This is a genomic window from Arthrobacter sp. K4-10C, assembly GCF_059090085.1.
Genome location: NZ_JBNHFI010000004.1, coordinates 290,764 through 309,220 on the forward strand (window position 1 = coordinate 290,764; position 18,457 = coordinate 309,220).

16 protein-coding genes and 2 tRNA genes are annotated in these 18,457 nt (G+C 65.6%); 11 read left to right on the forward strand and 7 right to left on the reverse strand.

Annotated features, from left to right (window positions below; all coding sequences use genetic code 11):
- Positions 1 to 46: 46 nt before the first annotated feature.
- Positions 47 to 134 (reverse strand) — tRNA-Ser (locus AC5RUU_RS07515).
- Positions 135 to 241: 107 nt separating this feature from the next.
- Here AC5RUU_RS07515 and AC5RUU_RS07520 point away from each other — a divergent pair.
- The 9 genes from AC5RUU_RS07520 (at position 242) to AC5RUU_RS07560 (ending at position 10,296) form a co-directional block, all read left to right on the forward strand.
- Entirely contained in the window at positions 242 to 1,225 is a 984-nt protein-coding gene (locus AC5RUU_RS07520; RefSeq protein WP_493974575.1) for an NAD(P)H-quinone oxidoreductase, read from the forward strand.
- Positions 1,226 to 1,341: 116 nt separating this feature from the next.
- Positions 1,342 to 1,950 carry a PadR family transcriptional regulator gene (locus tag AC5RUU_RS07525; protein ID WP_493974576.1) on the forward strand — a complete coding sequence of 203 codons (609 nt, stop codon included), beginning with the start codon at positions 1,342 to 1,344 and terminating at the stop codon, positions 1,948 to 1,950.
- Entirely contained in the window at positions 1,947 to 2,684 is a 738-nt protein-coding gene (locus AC5RUU_RS07530; RefSeq protein WP_493974577.1) for an ABC transporter ATP-binding protein, read from the forward strand. The genes AC5RUU_RS07525 and AC5RUU_RS07530 overlap by 4 nt, the downstream gene beginning before the upstream one ends.
- A complete protein-coding gene (locus AC5RUU_RS07535) occupies positions 2,684 to 5,542 on the forward strand; it encodes an ABC transporter permease (protein ID WP_493974578.1) in 2,859 nt (952 codons plus the stop codon). Before AC5RUU_RS07530 ends, AC5RUU_RS07535 begins: the two co-directional genes overlap by 1 nt.
- 147 nt (positions 5,543 to 5,689) lie before the next feature.
- Positions 5,690 to 7,990 (forward strand): carbon starvation CstA family protein, encoded by a 2,301-nt coding sequence (locus AC5RUU_RS07540; RefSeq protein ID WP_493974579.1) that lies wholly within the window; start codon positions 5,690 to 5,692, stop codon positions 7,988 to 7,990.
- On the forward strand, positions 7,990 to 8,193 hold the full coding sequence (locus AC5RUU_RS07545; RefSeq protein WP_493974580.1) for a YbdD/YjiX family protein: 204 nt from the start codon (positions 7,990 to 7,992) through the stop codon (positions 8,191 to 8,193). The genes AC5RUU_RS07540 and AC5RUU_RS07545 overlap by 1 nt, the downstream gene beginning before the upstream one ends.
- 79 nt (positions 8,194 to 8,272) lie before the next feature.
- The gene (locus AC5RUU_RS07550; protein WP_493974581.1) at positions 8,273 to 8,902 is read left to right on the forward strand and encodes a bacterial proteasome activator family protein; all 630 of its coding nucleotides are present in this window, start codon (positions 8,273 to 8,275) and stop codon (positions 8,900 to 8,902) included.
- 7 nt (positions 8,903 to 8,909) lie between these two features.
- Positions 8,910 to 9,359: a hypothetical protein gene (locus tag AC5RUU_RS07555; protein ID WP_493974582.1), complete on the forward strand. Its 450-nt coding sequence runs from the start codon at positions 8,910 to 8,912 to the stop codon at positions 9,357 to 9,359.
- Between the two features lie 91 nt (positions 9,360 to 9,450).
- Complete coding sequence (locus AC5RUU_RS07560; RefSeq protein WP_493974583.1) at positions 9,451 to 10,296, forward strand: aldo/keto reductase; 846 nt, start codon at positions 9,451 to 9,453, stop codon at positions 10,294 to 10,296.
- 110 nt (positions 10,297 to 10,406) lie between these two features.
- Here the strand turns inward: AC5RUU_RS07560 and AC5RUU_RS07565 are convergent, their stop codons facing one another.
- The 3 genes from AC5RUU_RS07565 to AC5RUU_RS07575 all read right to left on the reverse strand — a co-directional run bounded on the left by AC5RUU_RS07565 (position 10,407) and on the right by AC5RUU_RS07575 (position 11,996).
- The gene (locus tag AC5RUU_RS07565) at positions 10,407 to 10,592 is read right to left on the reverse strand and encodes a hypothetical protein (protein WP_493974584.1); all 186 of its coding nucleotides are present in this window, start codon (positions 10,590 to 10,592) and stop codon (positions 10,407 to 10,409) included.
- Positions 10,593 to 10,649: 57 nt separating this feature from the next.
- Positions 10,650 to 10,922, reverse strand: a complete 273-nt coding sequence (locus tag AC5RUU_RS07570) for a hypothetical protein (protein WP_493974585.1) — start codon at positions 10,920 to 10,922, stop codon at positions 10,650 to 10,652.
- Between the two features lie 93 nt (positions 10,923 to 11,015).
- Positions 11,016 to 11,996: a hypothetical protein gene (locus tag AC5RUU_RS07575; protein ID WP_493974586.1), complete on the reverse strand. Its 981-nt coding sequence runs from the start codon at positions 11,994 to 11,996 to the stop codon at positions 11,016 to 11,018.
- A 438-nt stretch (positions 11,997 to 12,434) separates the two neighbouring features.
- Here AC5RUU_RS07575 and AC5RUU_RS07580 point away from each other — a divergent pair, with 438 nt between their 5' ends.
- Together AC5RUU_RS07580 and AC5RUU_RS07585 are read left to right on the forward strand one after the other, a co-directional pair.
- The gene (locus AC5RUU_RS07580) at positions 12,435 to 13,043 is read left to right on the forward strand and encodes a GNAT family N-acetyltransferase (protein WP_493974587.1); all 609 of its coding nucleotides are present in this window, start codon (positions 12,435 to 12,437) and stop codon (positions 13,041 to 13,043) included.
- A gap of 944 nt (positions 13,044 to 13,987) precedes the next feature.
- A complete protein-coding gene (locus AC5RUU_RS07585) occupies positions 13,988 to 14,890 on the forward strand; it encodes a hypothetical protein (protein ID WP_493974588.1) in 903 nt (300 codons plus the stop codon).
- A gap of 144 nt (positions 14,891 to 15,034) precedes the next feature.
- On the opposite strand, the gene AC5RUU_RS07590 is transcribed toward AC5RUU_RS07585, so the two are convergent.
- The 3 genes from AC5RUU_RS07590 to AC5RUU_RS07600 all read right to left on the reverse strand — a co-directional run bounded on the left by AC5RUU_RS07590 (position 15,035) and on the right by AC5RUU_RS07600 (position 18,454).
- Positions 15,035 to 16,090 carry a flavin-containing monooxygenase gene (locus tag AC5RUU_RS07590; protein WP_493974589.1) on the reverse strand — a complete coding sequence of 352 codons (1,056 nt, stop codon included), beginning with the start codon at positions 16,088 to 16,090 and terminating at the stop codon, positions 15,035 to 15,037.
- A 622-nt stretch (positions 16,091 to 16,712) separates the two neighbouring features.
- Positions 16,713 to 16,785, reverse strand: a tRNA-Thr gene (locus AC5RUU_RS07595).
- A gap of 103 nt (positions 16,786 to 16,888) precedes the next feature.
- The gene (locus AC5RUU_RS07600; RefSeq protein ID WP_493974590.1) at positions 16,889 to 18,454 is read right to left on the reverse strand and encodes an alpha/beta hydrolase; all 1,566 of its coding nucleotides are present in this window, start codon (positions 18,452 to 18,454) and stop codon (positions 16,889 to 16,891) included.
- Between the last annotated feature and the right edge of the window lie 3 nt (positions 18,455 to 18,457).

The following is an 18,457-nucleotide window of genomic DNA, read 5'->3' on the forward strand; positions in this document are numbered from 1 at the left end:
AGGACCCCCGCCGGCCAGCGGACTGGCGGACAGGGGCCCTCTTTTGCGGAAGGTAAGAGATTCGAACTCTTGGTACGGGGTTACCGCACACTGGTTTTCAAGACCAGCTCCTTCGGCCGCTCGGACAACCTTCCTCAGCTAGTAGTGTTTCATAGGCACTTGCCTGCAACAAAACAGAGCCCGGACCGTGTCCGGTGCACACTGGTTGCAGCCAGTATTCAGTCAGGAACGGGAGTGGTCCATGAAAGCCGTCTACATTTCGGAGCCGGGCGGCCCGGAGGTCCTGGAGGTCCGTGAGGCTGACGCTCCGGTGCCCGGCCCCGGCGAGGTGCTCATCGACGTCGTTGCCGCGGGCCTGAACCGGGCCGACGTGCAGCAGCGGCGCGGCTTTTACCCGGCGCCACCCGGCGCCTCCGAGATTCCTGGACTCGAGGTGTCGGGCAGGATCGCCGGCTTCGGGCCGGGGGTTACCAAGGCTTTCTCGGTGGGTGACAAGGTGGTGGCACTGCTGGCCGGCGGCGGATATTCCCAGCAGGTGGCGGTTCCCGCCGAGCAGGTCCTGCGCGTGCCCGAGGGCGTCGACCTGGTTACGGCGGCTTCGCTTCCGGAGGTTTCGGCCACCGTCTATTCCAACCTGGTCATGACTGCCCAGCTGCAGCCGGGTGAGACGGTCCTCATCCATGGTGCCACCGGCGGGATCGGCACCATGGCCATCCAGTTGGCGAAAGCACTCGGGGCCAGGGTGGCCGCGACGGCCGGCACGGACGAGAAGGTCAGCACCGCGAAGGCTTTCCTGGGGGCGGACATCGCCATCAACTATGCGGAGGAAGACTTTCCTGAAAGCCTCCGCCGGCAGAACGGGGGGAAGGGCGCGGACGTTATCCTCGACGTCGTCGGGGCCAAATACCTTCCGCGGAACGTGGATGCTCTGGCGGACTACGGCCGCCTTGTGGTCATCGGCCTGCAGGGCGGTACCAAGGGGGAGCTGGACCTGGGCCAGCTGCTGAAGAAGCGTGCCGCGGTGGTGGCCACCGCCCTCCGGCCCCGCCCGGTGGCGGAAAAGGGCGCCATCATGAACGCAGTCAGGGAGGCAGTGTGGCCACTGGTCAGCGACGGCAGGATCAGGCCGCTGGTGGCTAAGACCTTCCCGCTGGACCAGGTACAGGCCGCGCACCGCTACTTCGACAGCGGTGACCATGTGGGAAAAATCCTCCTGGTCATGTAGCGGGTAGATACTCAGTATTGTGTTCCGCTCGCCTCGGCGCTAGGCTTCTTGCTATACGCGGTATGCACGGTTCTTGGGGGGCCGTGCATACCGTCGCTACCAGCCGAAGGAGCACCATGTCCATCCGCCACAGCCTCCTCGCCCTGCTGCAGGACCAGCCGCGCTACGGCTACCAGCTGCGGGTCGAGTTCGAGAACCGGACAGGGGCAACGTGGCCCCTCAATATCGGGCAGGTCTACACCACCCTGGACCGGCTGGAGCGGGACGGCCTCGTGGCAAAGGACGGGGACGACGGTGAGGGCCACGTGGTGTACAGCATCACCGCCGCCGGTGAGGCGGAGGTGCGCAGCTGGTTCGCCGCGCCCGTCGAGCGCAACAGTCCGCCCCGGAACGAACTCGCCATCAAACTGGCACTCGCTGTCACCCTCCCCGGAGTAGACGTCCAGGCCATCATCCAGGCCCAGCGGGTGGCTTCCATCCGGGCGCTGCAGGATTACACCAAAGCCCGCAGGGATACCATGGCCAGCCAGCGCAGCGGAGATACAGCCTGGCTTCTGGTCCTTGACTCCCTCATCTTCCAGACGGAAGCGGAAGTCCGCTGGCTGGACCTCTGCGAGGCCAGGATGGTCCAGCAAGCGCAGTCAGCCGGCGCCGGCACGGCACGCAACACGTCCAACGGGGTAACGGAAGACGCCGCCCCGCTCATCGCGGACAGCCGCCGGTGAGCGTCCAGGGGCCGCAGCAGGTCCTGGAACTCGCCAAGGTCAGCAGGACGTTCGGGGAAGGCGCGACGGCCGTCGCCGCGCTGCGGGACGTGGACCTCACCATCGGCGCGGGGGAGTTTGTTGCGGTCATGGGGCCATCGGGGTCCGGCAAGTCGTCCCTGCTTGCGCTGGCCGGGGGCCTGGACCGGCCGACGTCGGGCGCTGTGTTTGTGGAATCCACGCCCCTTGCCGGGCTGGGACTGAATGAACTGGCACGGCTGCGGCGGCGTGCGGTGGGCTACGTCTTCCAGGACTTCAACCTGGTCCCGACCCTTACCGCCGCCGAGAATGTTGCCCTGCCGCTGGAGCTCGATGGAACGGCGTCGAAGAAGGCCCGCCGGCAGGCAGCGGATGCCCTCCGCCAGGTGGGGATACCGGAGCTCGCGGACCGGTTCATGGACCAAATGTCCGGCGGCCAGCAGCAGCGGGTGGCCATCGCGCGGGCAGTGGTGGGCCAGCGCCGGCTGATTCTTGCTGACGAGCCAACGGGTGCACTTGACTCGACCACCGGCCAGGGCGTCATGGAGGTGCTGCGCTCGCGGGCCGACGCGGGGGCGGCGGTCATGCTGGTCACCCACGAGGCGCGGCACGCCGCCTGGGCAGACCGGGTGGTGTTCCTCCGCGACGGCCGGATCGTGGACCAGGCCACGGCCATGCATGATCCCACCATGCTCCTGGCGCAGGCCGGTCTCTGATGCCGCTGGACCTCACTCCGGCGCCGGGAGGGCGCCGGAGCAGTTTCCGGCTTGCCCTCCGCATGGCCCGGCGGGACATCCGGCGGCACCGCGGGCGGTCGTTCCTGATCGTGCTCCTGATCATGCTGCCCGTGGCAGGAATGACCGGAGCGGCCACCCTGTACAAAAGCTCGCAACGGACGCCGGAAGAGATTGTCCGGTACGAACTGGGCCAAACGCAGGCACGGTTCGGTGCTCTGCCGGCGATAAACGGTGAGTCCCTCCAGGACCCGCTGAACGACGCCATAGTGGCGGGCAGCACGGGCAACGTGGATCCTGAGTTTGTGGCCACACCGCCCCAGGAGCTGCTCCCGGACGGTTACGAGGTGTTGCCGCTGCGGCAATTGCAGCTCACCACGTCTGTCGGCGAAGCGCTGGTGTCGTTGAACGGAGTGCAGGTGGACGCGCTCCACCCTGCATTCACCGGCAAGTTCACCCTCCTTGATGGGCGGGCACCGGAAACGGATAAGGAGGTCCTGGTCTCGCGGGGACTGCTGGAACGCTTCAGCCTGGCGTTCGGGGAGGAATTTACGACGTCGGCAGGGGGCTTTGTCCCGGTAGGCACCATCCGTGATGCGGACGCCTCCGACAACAACAGCTTCCTCTACCTTCAGCCCGGGCAGGTGCCGGCAGCGGCCCTGCCAAGCGAACTTCCGCAGTCGACGTCCTACTACCTGGTGGGTCCGGATCCGATCTCCTGGCAGCAAATCAGGGAGGCCAACAGCCGGGGTGTGGCGGTGCTCTCCCGCAGCGTCGTGCTGGATCCGCCGCCCATGGACCAGCGGGTGGTACCCGGAGCCCAGCCCCAGTACGGGCAGGCGGAGACGTGGACCCTCTACGGCACTTTGGGACTCCTGGGAGCCTTGGCGCTGCTGGAAGTGGGCCTGCTCGCCGGTGCTGCCTTCGCGGTGGGCGCAAAGAGGCAGGTGCGGGAACTTGCGCTGCTGGCAGCCTCCGGCGCGGAAGCTCCCGCGGTGCGTTCGGTAGTCACAGCAGGGGGCCTGTGGCTCGGTTCCGTCGCTGTCGTCACCGGTGCGGCCGTGGGCTTTGCCGGAGCGGCCGCGGCCGTTGTTTGGGTTCGATCCACAGGCTCTGCCCGCCTTGCCGGAGTGCACCCGGACATACTGCTGACGGCCGTTGCAATGGTCATGGGCCTGGCCGCCTGCATTCTCGCGGCGTTGGCACCGGCCAACCAGGTTGCCCGCCAGGCGCTACTCGGCGCCCTTAAATCCGGCCGCGCTCCCGCCGGCAAAGGAACACGAACCAGCATCACGGGTGCAGCGCTGCTGGCGGCGGCAACCGGTCTCCTGGCTGCCGGATGGCTGCTGGGAAAGTCGCAGCCGGACCCGGACCGGAACGCGGAGCAATTGCCGTTCGTGGCCGGGCTGCTGATCGGCGGAGCAGTGCTGGCTGTTGTTGGACTCGTGCTTCTGACCGGATGGCTGATTGTCCTGCTGACCTCACGGACCCAGCGGCTGTCCCTGCCCGTCCGGATGGCCGCGCGGGATTCAGCGCGGAACCGGGGCCGGACCGTGCCGGCAGTGGCCGCGGTGCTTGCCGCCGCCACGCTCGCGAGCGCAGGCCTGGTGCTTTCGGCCAGCCAGCAGGCCGGGATGCGGGAAAACCACTGGTGGAGCGCTTTGGAGAACCAGGCGCACCTGCCGCTGGTTGTGGACGCGCCGATGCTCACGGACGGCGGCAACCAGCCGTCCATGAGGGTGGATCCGGCTGTGCTCTCCTCCCGGGTGGAGCAGGCAGTCGGCGCAGTTGAGTGGACGAGGGTCGTCACGGCGCCGGCAGCGATCAGTAACTGTGTCTTTGGCCCTGATGTGGACTTGTCGGTCCCCGCCCGCACGGAGAGCTCCAACTGCATTCTGTACTCCCTGGCTGTACCCGAGGGCCATGAATGCCCCATGACACCGCAGCGGAGGGTGGTGGACCCGAAAGACTGGCGCTGCCGTGGATCAATGATCCGTGAAGCGGGTTCCCCACGGGCCATTGTGGTGGGAGGTGCCGATGACATCCGGATGATGCTCGGTACGGACGCCGGCGCTGACGCCCTGGCGGTGCTGGATTCCGGTGGCATGGTGGTCACAAACCCCGTCTTTGTCCAGGAGGGGAAAGCTGTGCTGCTGGGACAGGACGTCCGCACCCAGCTGCAGTCGCCGTCGGACGGCTCGATTGTTCATGCGACGGTCAGCAGCACGGCCTTGCCAGCGGCGGTAGTGGAACCGGCGGTGGCGGTGCCCTACTACGGTTTCATCTCGCCGGAGACGGCCGAGAGGCTGGATCTGGGAGCGGAACCGGCCGGGCTGCTGGTCCAGCTGGACAGGCGGCCCTCAGCCGCTGAGACTGACGCAGCGGCCGCGGCAGTGGCAGGTGTTTACAAGCAGCCAGGCGCGGGGTTCTGGGTGGAGCCGGGCATCTCGCAGGACAACGACTGGATGTCCTGGTCGATCGTCGCCGCCGCTGCATTGATAACGCTCAGTGCAGCAGGTATCACCACCGGACTCTCGCTGGCTGACGCACGAACGGACCACGTAACCCTTGCCGGGGTGGGAGCATCCCCGCGGCTGCGGAAGGCCCTGGCGGCCTCCCAAGCGCTGCTCACCTCCGGGCTCGGCGGCGTGCTTGGATGCCTGGCCGGGACCCTGCCGGCGGTACTCATTGCAGCCTCCACCGAGCTGCGCATAGCCGTGGAGGTTCCGTGGCTGCACCTGCTGGTATTGATGTTGGCCGTACCGGCGGTGGGGGCTGCGCTCGCATGGCTGTTTACCCGTGCTGCCCTGCCCATGTCACGCCGCGGGCTCGCCGGCTGAAAGCCGCCCCGGGCGGACTTTCGACGCCTCTTGCCTGCCGTTCACCGCAGCGTCCCGGGGAACGCGGGAAAAGCCATCCCCATCCTTATCACGCGTTGGTAAGGTGCCTTAGTAAGGGGAGACCAGCACCCAGCTCAAGGAGGAGACATGGCCGGAACGCCTGATCATCGGAATGGTCCAGGGCGAAGGGAGGGTGCGGTCGCCACTGACGCCGCCCTTCCCGCTGCTGCCGTGGACGAGAACGTCCGCGAGGCGGAAGAACGGAAGTGGACGCCGGGAAAGATCGCGCTATGGGCCGCGATTGCCCTGCTGGGCGGCGTGGCATGGTTCATGCTGGCGATCATCCGGGGTGAAACAGTCAACGCGATCTGGTTTGTCTTTGCCTCAGTCTGTACATACCTGATCGGCTACCGCTTCTATTCGAAGGTGATCGAACGCTTCATCACCAAACCGGATGACCGCAGGGCCACCCCTGCGGAGTACAAGGCGGACGGCAAGGACTACGTCCGGACGGACCGGAACGTCCTGTTCGGCCACCACTTCGCAGCCATCGCCGGTGCCGGCCCGCTGGTAGGCCCGGTCCTTGCCGCCCAGATGGGATACCTGCCTGGAACCATTTGGATCATCATCGGCGTCGTGCTGGCCGGCGCGGTGCAGGACTATCTGGTGATGTTCTTCTCCATGCGTCGGGGCGGGCGCTCGCTGGGCCAGATGGCCCGGGAGGAGCTGGGAGTCGTTGGCGGCACGGCCGCCCTGATTGCCACCCTCCTGATCATGGTGATCATCGTTGCCATCCTCGCGCTCGTCGTCGTCAATGCCCTGGGTGAAAGCCCGTGGGGTGTCTTCTCCGTTGGCCTGACCATCCCGATCGCCCTGTTCATGGGCGTCTACCTGCGGTACCTGCGGCCAGGGAAAATCATGGAGGTCTCGCTGATCGGGTTTGTCCTGCTCCTGGCGGCCATCATCGGCGGCGGCATCGTTGCCGAGACCCCGTGGGGTGCCGATATTTTCAGCCTGGACAAGGTAACTATCGCCTGGGGCATCATCATCTACGGTTTCATCGCCGCAATCCTGCCCGTGTGGCTGCTGCTGGCACCGCGTGACTACCTCTCCACATTCATGAAGATCGGCGTGATCGTGATGCTGGCGGTGGCCATCATCGTGGTCCGTCCGGAGATCAACGTGCCCGCGTTCAGCGAGTTCGCCAGCCGCGATAACGGCCCCGTGTTCCCGGGCGCCCTGTTCCCGTTCCTGTTTGTCACCATCGCCTGCGGAGCACTGTCCGGCTTCCACGCCCTGATTTCCTCGGGCACCACCCCCAAGCTGGTGGAGAAGGAACGGCAGACCCGGTTCATCGGTTACGGCGGAATGCTGATGGAGTCCTTCGTGGCCATCATGGCCCTGGTGGCGGCCATCTCCATCGACCGCGGGCTTTACTTTGCGATGAATGCGCCTGGAGCACTTACCGGCGGAACGGTGGAAACAGCCGCCACGTGGGTCAACAGCCTCGGCCTGGCCGGCGTGAACGTTACCCCGGAGATGCTGTCGCAGACGGCCGCCAACGTGGGTGAGGAAAGCATCGTCTCACGCACCGGCGGTGCCCCCACCCTCGCGGTGGGCCTGGCGCACATCATGCAGCAGCTCATCGGCGGCACCGCCATGATGGCCTTCTGGTACCACTTCGCCATCATGTTCGAAGCACTGTTCATCCTCACGGCCGTGGACGCCGGCACCCGCGTGGCCCGGTTCATGCTCCAGGACTCCATCGGCAACTTCATCCCCAAGTTCAAGGAACACTCCTGGCGGCCCGGAGCATGGCTTTGCACCGCAATCATGGTCGGGGCCTGGGGGCTGGTGCTGCTGATGGGCGTCACCGACCCGCTGGGCGGCATCAACACACTGTTCCCGCTGTTCGGCATCGCCAACCAGCTGCTCGCAGCCATCGCGCTGTCCGTGTGCCTGGCCATCGCAGCCAAACGCGGCTCCTTCAAGTACCTATGGATTGTGGCCCTGCCGCTGGCGTTTGCCGCCGTGGTTACCATCACCGCCAGCTTCCAGAAGATTTTCTCCCCGGTGCCCGCGGTGGGTTACTTCGCCAATAACGCGGCGTTCAGCAAAGCCCTCGCCGAGGGAAAGACCGAATTCGGCACCGCGAAGACCGCGACAGCCATGGAAGCCGTGGTCCGCAACACCGCCATCCAGGGCTGGTTGTCCGTGATCTTCGTGGTCCTGAGCATCATCGTGATCGCGACGGCGGTGCTCGCCACAGTGAAGGCCTTCCGCAACCACGCCGCCGGGACACCCGTCACCGACAACGAGGACCCGGCCCGGCCGTCGCGTGTCTTCGCCCCCGCCGGGCTCGTCCCCACTCCCGCAGAGCGCCAGTTGCTGGCCGAATGGGAGAAAGTACCGGCTGAACTTCGGTTCGAACGGGCAGGGCACCACTGATGAGCACGGGACTCGCGGCCCTGTCCACCGGTTTCAAGGGTTTTGCGCGGTACATGGGCGGCCTCTTGGGCGCCGATGCCTACGCCAAGTACCTGGAGCACCACCGGCTGGCAGGGCACCAGGAACCGCCCCTCACGGAGCGCGAGTTCTGGCGTGACCGGACCGACCGGCAGGACAACAATCCTCAGGGCAGGTGCTGCTGATTGAGCCCGCAGCGTACAAGCGTGTCAGGTGGGTTCATCGAGTGGACCCCGGGCGGATCGCTCATGAGAGTATGAACGCATGAGCGATCCGAAAGACACTCAGGCACCTGAGGACCTCCCGGTAGAAGGCACCCCCGTAGACGACAGCCCGGCCCCCGTGCCAGCGCAGGCAGGGCAAACCAACGGCGCCAAGAAGGGCAGCAACCTGCACGACCTGGTGGACGAACCGGCTAAGGTGATGCGGATCGGCACCATGATCCGGCAGCTCCTCGAAGAGGTTAAGTCCGCTCCGCTCGATGACGCCGCCCGGGGCAGGCTCGCTGAGATCCACGAGCGGTCCATCAAGGAACTCGAGGATGGCCTGGCTCCGGAGCTCGTGGAGGAGCTGGACCGGATCAGCCTTCCCTTTTCCGACGAGGCAACCCCGTCCGACGCCGAGCTCCGCATCGCGCAGGCCCAGCTGGTGGGCTGGCTCGAAGGGCTGTTCCACGGTATCCAGACTGCCATTGCGGCGCAGCACGCAGCCCGGGAACACGCTGCGGCGCAAATGCAGCTGCGCCAGCTTCCGCCGGGGACGATGATCGCCCCGGGCGTGGTGATCGGCGAGAACGGCGAGCCCCAGCGTTCCCCGGCGGGGTCCCGGCCCGGAGCTCCTGCACAGCCGGGCAAGCGCGAAGACCCGGACCACGGTCCCGGACAGTACCTGTAGGTTGCGCTTGGGCTTTTTCAGCGCCGCCAGGCAGGGGCGCACGGACGATGCGGAACTGGGGAAGGGGTTGTGGCGCCGCGCGCATGACCGCTTCCATCGGGGACTGGACCGCTTCCACCAGGTGCTCGAAGGCGTGGAGGACGACCAGCTGTACGAGGAGCTGGTAGGGATCGCCAATGAGCTGGCAGCCCTTTTGGAACGGGTACGCGCGGTCTGCATGGAAGCGCAGCGGCGCTCACCCAGTGAGGGCCTGGACATCCCTGTGGCCTTGTCCGGAGTGCACCGGGCCCTGTCCAAGGCGGGCAACTCGCTTGCCACCACCGCCGAGGCGGCCGCCATGCTGCGGCTCGCTGTGGGGCCTGTGCCGGTGGGGGCTGCGTCGGTGCGGCGCCGTGCCGAGGCCGTTTTCCAGCAGGTGGCCGACGCCGAACGGCACCTTCACGAGGCGGCCTCCTAACTGCCGCGGACGGGATATTCCCGGTTACGCGTTTGGCTTAGTCAGGCCAAAAAGGAAGGGTGGGCCGTCTAGGGTTTGGCAGGATGAAGGAATGACTTTTTCACCTTCCTTGACTTTCAATGACGGAAACACGATCCCCCAGCTTGGCTACGGCGTGTGGCAGGTTGAGGACGGCGTGGCGGAGAAGGTGGTCCGCCAGGCGTTTGAGGCGGGCTACCGCCACATCGATACGGCAAAGATCTACGGCAACGAGGCAGGCGTCGGCCGCGCGATCGCCAGCTCCGGCCTGTCCCCTGAGCAGATCTTCATCACCACCAAGCTATGGAACTCGGACCAGGGGTTCGAGTCCACGCTGGCTGCCTTCGAAGAGTCGATGGACCGTCTGGGCCTGGAGACGCTGGACCTGTACCTGATCCACTGGATGCAGCCCAAGCAGGACAAGTACGTGGACACCTGGAAGGCGCTGATCGAGCTCCAGAAGCGCGGACGCGTGAAATCCATTGGCGTTTCCAACTTCACCGTCGAAGGCCTGCAGCGGCTGATTGACGAGACCGGCGTGGTGCCGGCCATCCACCAGATTGAACTCCACCCCTACTTCAGCCAGCGCCAGCTGCGCGAATTTGGGGCTGCCAAGGGCATCCTGACCCAGGCATGGTCTCCGCTGGGCCAGGGCGGCGAGCTTCTTGAGGATGCAACCGTCGCGGCCATTGCCGCGAAGCACCAGGCGACTCCCGCACAGGTTGTCATCGCGTGGCACCTTGCTATCGGCAACGTGGTGATCCCCAAGTCCGTCACCGAATCGCGGATCCACGAGAACTTCGCGGCACTGGAGGTGACCCTGGACGCGGATGACGTCCAGGCCATCAACGGGCTGGACCAGACGGCGACCGGTGAAGGCCGCATCGGGCCGGACCCGGCAGTTTCCGACTTCGCCTAAGTGATGCTGTAGCCGCACTTCAGCGATGCTGGCCCGCGTTGCCCGATTTTCCCGGGCAGCGCGGGTTCCTGCTTTTAAGCGGATTCCTGCTTTAAGCCGCGCGGAGCGAATTAGGCGGCGATCCGGACCTGCTCGACGGGGACCTCGTCAATCACGGCCCAGCTGTCCTCGCCGGCGCAGTGCCTGTTCGCGAACCGCTGTGCCTCTGCCAAGGTATCGAAAGTTTCAGCCCGGGCCCGGCCGCAGTCGGCGTCGAAGTACGTGACGTGAAATTCCTGTACGGTGTGGTTTTCCATAAATCCAGTCTGCAACCGGGGTCTGACAATTCCGTGAATCAGCGCCGCGTGTTGCCGTTAGGCGTTGACTGGCCGTATGCAAACCCACCGGCGGGCGCCAGTCAGCCGCTCGAATTCGTACGACGTGCAGTTTGAGGACTGCTCGGCCAAGCCGGCGAACAGCTCGTCGAGCTCGTGCTGCCCGAAGGCATTGCGCAAGGCGCCCAGGACACTCACCGGTTCCCTGCGTGACCAGAGTGCCCGGCGTGGACCGTCGTCACCGTTGTGAATGGCGACTTCCGCCTCATACAGCTTGGACCTCAACACAAGGAAATCATCCGAGTCAGCCAAGACTCAGTATGCTCCCGGCACGGTAAATGCCGCTAGCTACTAAGCCACCCGGATTCTTCACCTGGCTTTGCCATCTCGCCGGCCATGGGGTTCCTACGGCGACGCCTCACTGTTGTCCAGCCGGAGGACACGTTCCTGGGCCAGCATGGCTGTCCGTCCCGCTTTGTCAGCTGCCCGCGCGGCTTGTTTCGCTTCGGCTGCAGTGGCAGCAAGCCTCTTGCGGGACCGGTCCAGCTCCTCCTCCGCAGCCTTCAACCTGTCGCGAAGTTCAGTGGTTTCTTTCACGAGGGCGTCGATTTCGGCGCGGGTTTCTTCCACCTGCTCCTGCAGCTCCTGCACGAGGCTGCCCGTCCTCGCCTCCTCGGCCTGGGCATCGGCGAGGGCGGCTTTCGCTCTTTCCAGCGCAGGTGGTGATGCGGGCCGGGGAGACTGCCGGACTGCCTCAAGCCGGGGCTTGGCTGCCTTGGGCCGGGAGGTGCGCTCCGGCGTCGTACGCTCCTTCTTGACCGGCGCTGATACCGGTGCCGGTCCCCGGACGGGGGGAGCGGCAGGTGCGGGCAGGGCCCCCGGTAGCGCTACCGCTCCCTCCAGGTCGGCAGCGCTGACCCCATCCGCCGAGAGGGTCTTCAGGAGCCGCCCGCTGCGGACAGCAGCCGCTGCCCCTTCGTCCGCTGTCAGGGCCCGGAGCGTCTCCTCCACCTCACCGGCGATGGTGTCGCTGATGGCCCTGCCCTGCTGCTGGACAACGGACCTGGCAGTGTCGACGGCGGCGGCCAGCATGGTACGGCGCTCCCGTCCCAGCTCGCGGAGGGCCGGGGCGTCCAGCGACGCCTGCGCCTCCCGCATCCGGGAACCGAGATCGGCCAGCCCGGCAAGGACGTCCGGCTGGTGCAGGGCAAGCATGTTCACCGACCAGGCAGCCACTGATGGCTTGGGAAGTCCCTTGACGGCGGTGCCCAGTTCCTTGTCCTTCCCGGCAGCGTCCTTTGCCGCAGCTGTTCTTGCGGCCACGAAGTCCTCAAGCGGCACGGCATAAATCGCGTTCGCAATATCTGCCAGTGCCTGCTCATCCATGTCCGCCATCATAGGCGGGAGACCAGGGCAGTCCGGGGATAGAGCCAACCGTTGCCCGCGGTGGCGGAGCACGTTGTGGCAACTGCTGTTAGGTGCTCGGCCTGCTGCCCTCGCGGATGTGTCCACTTAGGGCATCGGCCAGCTGATCCACACCCGTGATGTCCTGGTTGTTCGTGGTTTCATCCAGGACCAGCAGTTGCGCGTAGCGATGGAGGAGCCGGCGACGGCTGGGGGAGGCGTACGCGGTCTCAAACGCACGCCCTCATCGCCGGCTCCGCTCACAACACTAAAGAGAGCCACCCGCCGGCGCCCGAGTAATCAGTACCTGATTTGGCGCGAGGCTATACGTGCGGGGTTCCAATTCTGCTGCAGTGCTGCTGCAGAATGGGGCCAACGCCGGAAACCTCCCCAATGGGTGGACCGTGTTTGACTGGGATTGTGATCAGAAAAGCAGGGCAGGACGATATTGAACGCCTGCAGGACATCGAGACGGCTGCGGGCGAGGCCTTTCGCTCGATCGGGATGCAAGCGATAGCGGACGATGCTCCCCCGAGCGCTCAGGAACTCCGCCGGTACGTATCCACTGGACGGTCCTGGGTCAGTACCGATCCGATGGGGCGCCCGGTCGCCTACATCCTCATAGACATCCTTGGCACGAATGCACACATTGAACAGGTAACGGTGCACCCCGACGTTGCACGCCAGGGCATCGGCAGGGCGCTGATTAGCGAGGTTGCATTGTGGGCAGCTTCGCAGGGACTCAAGGCGCTGACGCTGACCACTTTTCGGGACGTTCCGTGGAACGCGCCCTACTACGAGCGTCTGGGCTTCACCACGGTGCCCGCACACCTGTGGCCCGGGGAAATCGACCGGCTGGTCCAGGCGGAAGCTGCGCACGGCCTGGATGCCTGGCCGCGAGTGGTGATGATGAAATCCCTGAGCGAGGGTCAGTGCTTCCCGCTCACACGCACCCCGCCAACCGCCCCCGTCCACGGCGTGTCGCCCGGGGCGGACAGGGACAAATGCGCGAAAACGTACCCCTGCTGAAGTGCAATGACCTGTGAAGTGGCCCCGCCGCAAGCCAAGGTAAGCTCCACCGGCCGAAAAATGGCACCGGGATACTCCTGTCCAACGAGGACCTTCGCACCGGAAGCACCAACACAGGCCGCGGTGACGGTGTACTGCCCGGCCGCCGGCACCTTCTCGGTTTTGCCAAAGCCCCTGACGGGGCCGTCCAGTGGCCCAACATCGGAAAGGAGGACTGGACCCGGTGATGTCCTGAGGAGCCGCTCCAGCTCAGCGTAGTTCTCAGCTTCCTGCTCCAAAACCTGGGTGTTGTTGTATGGCTGGAGGGATGCCGTTGCGGGCGGGGGGTCTGCTGCTGGGGTGTGCACGGACTCTGGGGCAGTTGTTGTCTGCACCGGTTCGGGGTAGTCATAGGAGCACCCCGTCATGCCGCCAAGAGGGATCAGCAGGCACAGGGCACATGCCAGCAGCTGCCGCTTGTCCTTTATTGCCACTCTTCAATGGTGGGCAGCCCTGCCATTCAGCACAACCTCGAAAACACGCGCGCCGCTTCCCAAGCATGTCAGTGCCCAGCGGGACCGCAGGCCGCGTTTGGGCGCACTGGAACCGCCTCGTGTTCGAAGCCGACTCCGATACGGAGGGAGACCAAAGTGTGCCCTGCCCTTATAGGGCTCGACCCCTTATCCAGCGAAAAACCCCGGAAACCCCCTGAAGCAAGGGGCAGAGCGGCTGGCGCCTCCGGGGTGAGGGTAACTCCGGCTTCGGAGTGGGTGGTAGCCGCGAACTGGCCGCCGACGGGGATGCCCTTGGGCTGACGCGATGTGGTGGCCATGCCCCCATGTCTGCGTTGAGACAGAAAGGTCGAGAATGCTACTGGCAGGTAGGGGAGCTGGACACATTGACCGGCGGGAAGGGCTATTTTTAGCATGAAAGTCCTCAGGTAACTTGCTGAAGCGGAGTCCGCCATGGGGCAGCAGAAGAAGCCGAAATCAGCCAAGACCGCCTCCGGGAAGCAGGGCCAATCACCACCGTCCGAGGGCGTGAAGGTACCCCTGTGGAAGAAGCCTCTCGCCTGGGTTGCGACTCTTCTGCTGGCAGCGCTGGGTGGTGGTGTCACTGCCTGGCTCCAGCCGCGGGTCACTGGCGTCATCGACGCGGCTATCGAAACGGGAGATCCGATTACCGTGCGGTCCTCCTTGAAACCGTCCAGCGACGATGTGGTGCTGCCTGCAAGCAGGCCGCTTGCTCAGGCTGAAATCGACCGGTTGAGCTCATTGAGCCCCGGGGATCAAATTGCCTGGCTGGAGGCGAATAGCGGGGTTCCGGTAGGGATACGCACGCTGACAGTGACCTTGAAGGGCAACAGGAGCCAGTTGGTAAGGGTGACAGATATTCGACCCGTCAGTGAGTGCGAGGCGCCGAGCAGGGGAACTCTGATGCGAACTGGCTACGGCCGGGGAGCCGTCAAGGAGTCGATAGAACTCGACCTGTACGTTGACGACCCCACCAGGCAGGAGGTCTTCAAGTCTGGAAGCCCGACATTAGAGCCATTCTTTCCGGGGCACACGATCACCCTCGAATCCGCAGAAGAGGAATATCTGGTAGTAAACGTTCACCCCAGCGGAACAAGGACCTGCGACGTTCACGTCGAGATGACAGTGATGGACGGTGATCGGGAGGTCCGTCAGAGACTCACTGACGAGTCGCTTAGCCTTGCGCCTTACGAAGAGGCACACGACCCGGGCAGGGAATCGGAATACTCCGCGGTGTTCCTTGGCGGGGCGATCTGCAAGAACGTCGTGCCGGCGCCGGCCAACTACGAAGAGGACATCGTGGCGGCGTGCGGGCCCGGGAACTGGCGGGGATAGACGGGCCGGAAGCGCATCGAGCACCCTGTGGTGTCTCGCGCGGGTCGGGCTCGTGCCCGGAGCGTCGGCGGGCAGCCTGATTGGGCGGGCCGGGCTATTGCTCGGAGTCGCCGTCGGCATTCTGCCCATCCGTCCCGCGCTGCCTCAGCGGGCGGTGCTGACCCCGGTGGAGCGGGCAAGCGCGGCAGCCACGTACGCGGCGTCGCGACCCACGCCGTAGATGGTCATGGAGGTCAGCCCGAACTGAAAGGGGAGGCCCATGAAGCTGAGCCCCGCCCAGTCCTCCGACATTCCGCGTGTGTGCCGTGGCAGCCCGTCGGCGTCCACCGGGAGGCCCTCGATCCAAGTGAAGTCGTGCCGGAAGCCCGTGGCCCACAGCACCGAGGCGACCGTGAGGACGCGACCGTCCTCGAGGACGGGCTGCCCGTTCCAGGTACCGGCAAGCCGGGCGCCGCGCTCAGCGCCGGCCGCCCTGAGGTCCTCCGGGCTGATCCCGATAAGAGGTCCGCCGCCGCGGATGACGTCCCGCACGGACCCGCGACCGATCGGCGTGGCCCGGGTGAAGACGTGGTGGAAGATCGCCAGCAGCAGCCCGAAGGCGTGGTCGGACACGAGGCGCGGGACCCTCGGGGTGGGCTTGCCGGCCACTGTGACATCCCGGCCGGAGTTGGCAAGCTCAATGCCGAGCTGGACTCCGGAGGTGCCGCAACCGACGACGAGGACCGGCCCCTCGGGGAGATCGGCGGGCCGGTGGTAGGCGGAGCTGTGCAACTGGGCTATCGACGGATCCAGATCCCAGCCGATCGTCGGAATGCGGGGGTGCGTGGCAAAGCCGGTGGCGACGACGACGCGCTGCGCAAGCCATGCACCGTCATCCGTCTCGGCCCTGAAGCCGGCGCCTACTGCAGCGCGTTTGAGGCCACGAACATGCGTGTGCGGATGCAGCGGGACATTGAACCTCTCGGCGTATTCGTCGAGATAGGCGGCGAACTCTGAGCCTCTCGGGAGATAGCGCCGCGGCGCGGGGAAGGGCATCCCGGGGAGCGAGGACACGTGCGCTGGTGTGAAGAGCCTCAGCGTGTCCCAGCGGTCCCGCCACACGTCTCCCGGTGCTGCGCGGCCGTCGATGACGGCATGTTCGAGCCCATGCCGCGCGAGCTCCCGGCTCACCGCGACGCCGCATTGACCCGCGCCGATCACGAGCGTGTCTGTCTGCCTGTCACCCAGAGCCCATCCCCCCTTCAGAAACCCAATCCGAGCCAGCCCGCTCTACAGAGTTTGGCCGGTGGCCCTCCAAAATTTTCCTTTTGGTACCGGGCCTGGTCCGAAGCGACGACCTCGTGGAAACTACCGCCAGTGGTTAACGGAACAGCAGCAAGACTTCCGACCTAATACTCACGTCAACTGGCTGCCCTTGCGGACGTCCTCGTGTCCCACAGGACGTTGTGCCTCCCATACCAGATACACGTCGGGACACAGGCGTACGTCCGGTACCCCGAGGTGGTGCAACTTTACGCTCGGGGCGACAACGGGCGAAAGGCCGCAATGCCCCCTATTTCCCCCCGCGTAAAGGAGTGGACCTGATGGATAGGACTCAACCCTGGTCCAGTAGATCCGGTCCTCGAGCTGTCGCCTTCCCTGACTGGGGTTGGAGCATAGTGATCCGGCTCCTCGCTTCGGGCGCCCTTAACCCGATATTTGCTGGGGGCCGTGGCCTGAAGGGAGACCAAAGTGTGCCCTGGCCCTAAGCGAGGGTTCTGTCTTAACCAGCGAAAAACCCCGGAAACCCCTTGAAGCAAGGGGCAGTCCGGGGTTTATCCCGAGCTTCCTATCAGAATCGAACTGATGACCTTTTCATTACGAGTGAAACGCTCTACCGACTGAGCTAAGGAAGCGCGCACAAGATTTCCGGAGGAACCGGGCGCCTCATGCAAGAGTCAACTGTAATAGAGTCCCCGCGCCCGGGTCAAAATGGGCGGGCTCCAGCAGCTGAGGCGTTCAGCACACCGTGTTGTCGGCAGGGACCTGGCCGCTCACCAGGTACCTGTCCACCGGATCCTCAAGGCAGCTGTTGGAGCGGCCGTAGGCCGTGTGCCCTTCGCCTTCCCACGTCAGCAGCGTGGCATTTCCCAACTGCTTGCGCAGGGATGACGCCCATTCAACAGGGGTGGCCGGGTCACCCGTAGTGCCGATGACCACGATGGGGGACTCGCCGGTGTATTCAACGGGGGCAGGCGTCCGGACGTTCTTGTAGGGCCAGTCCGCACAGCTGGTGCCGCCGTAGGCGAAGAAGTACCCGAGCGTGGGCGACTCCTGCATCAGTCGCTGCTGCTCGGCCCGCATGGCGGCCGGGTCTGACTCCATGGGGTAGTCCAGGCAGTTGATCGCGTTGAAGGCGAACGTCGAGTTGGACGTGTAGGAGCCGTTGGATGCACGGTCTGCCCCGAGGTCCGCGAGGCGCAACATCAGGCTGACATCCCCCGTCATCGCCGCGTCCAGCGCCTGGGTCAGGGCCGGCCAGCTCTGGTCGTTGTACAGCGGGGTGATCAGGCCGCTCACGAACATCGTGGCGTTGACAAGGCGGCCGTCCTTGGCGGTGCGCGGGGTTTGCTGGACAGCTGCGATCAGGTCGCGGATCTGCTCCACACCGGAATCCACGTCACCGCTCAGCGGGCAGCCGTCCTGCGCCTGGCAGCTGGCAACATAAGCCCGGATGGCCTTTTCGAAGGCGCGTGCCTGGCCGCTGGTCAGTTCCTCGTTGCTGATCGAGGGGTCAAGGGCGCCGTCCAGCACCATGCGGCCCACGTTGTCCGGGAACAGGGACGCGTACGTGGAGCCCAGGAATGTGCCGTAGGAGTAGCCCAGGTAGTTCAGCTTGGGGTCATTGACCACGGCGCGAAGGATGTCCAGGTCCTTGGCGGCGCTCTGGGTGTCGATGTGCGCCAGGACTTCGCCGGTTTTTTCGGCGCACTGGTCCGCAATCGCCTTGTTGTCGGCGCGGGCAGCTGCCAGGCCGGCCTCCGTTTCGAGATCGTAGATCTTGGCCCGCGCCGCATCGCGCTCGGCATCGGTCAGGCAAGTGACCGGAGCAGACCGCTTTACCCCGCGGGGGTCGAAGCCCACCAGGTCATACGCATCCCGGACGGACTGCGAAAAGTGCGTTCCGGCGGCGTCCTTGACGAAGTCGTAGCCGGATGCCCCCGGACCCCCGGGGTTGACCAGCAGGCTTCCGGTCTTGTTGCCCGTGCTGGAAGCCTTGAGCGCGGCAATCTGGATGGTCTCGCCGTCGGGATCCCCATAGTCCATGGGGACGGTAACCTTGGCGCACTGGAACTGGTCCTCGCAGGGCTCCCACACCACTTCCTGGGAGTAGAAACGCTCCAGCCCGGAGGGTGCGGAGGCCACGATGGAGGGATCGGCCTTCGCGGTTGCCGTCTCCTGGTTCCGGTCTCCGCCATTGAGCAGGCTGCACGAGGCCAGGACCATGGCGAGAACCATGGCACCGGCGGCACGGACGCCGATCACCACGGACCGGGGGCGTGCGGGCAGGGGGCGGGCAGTCATCGG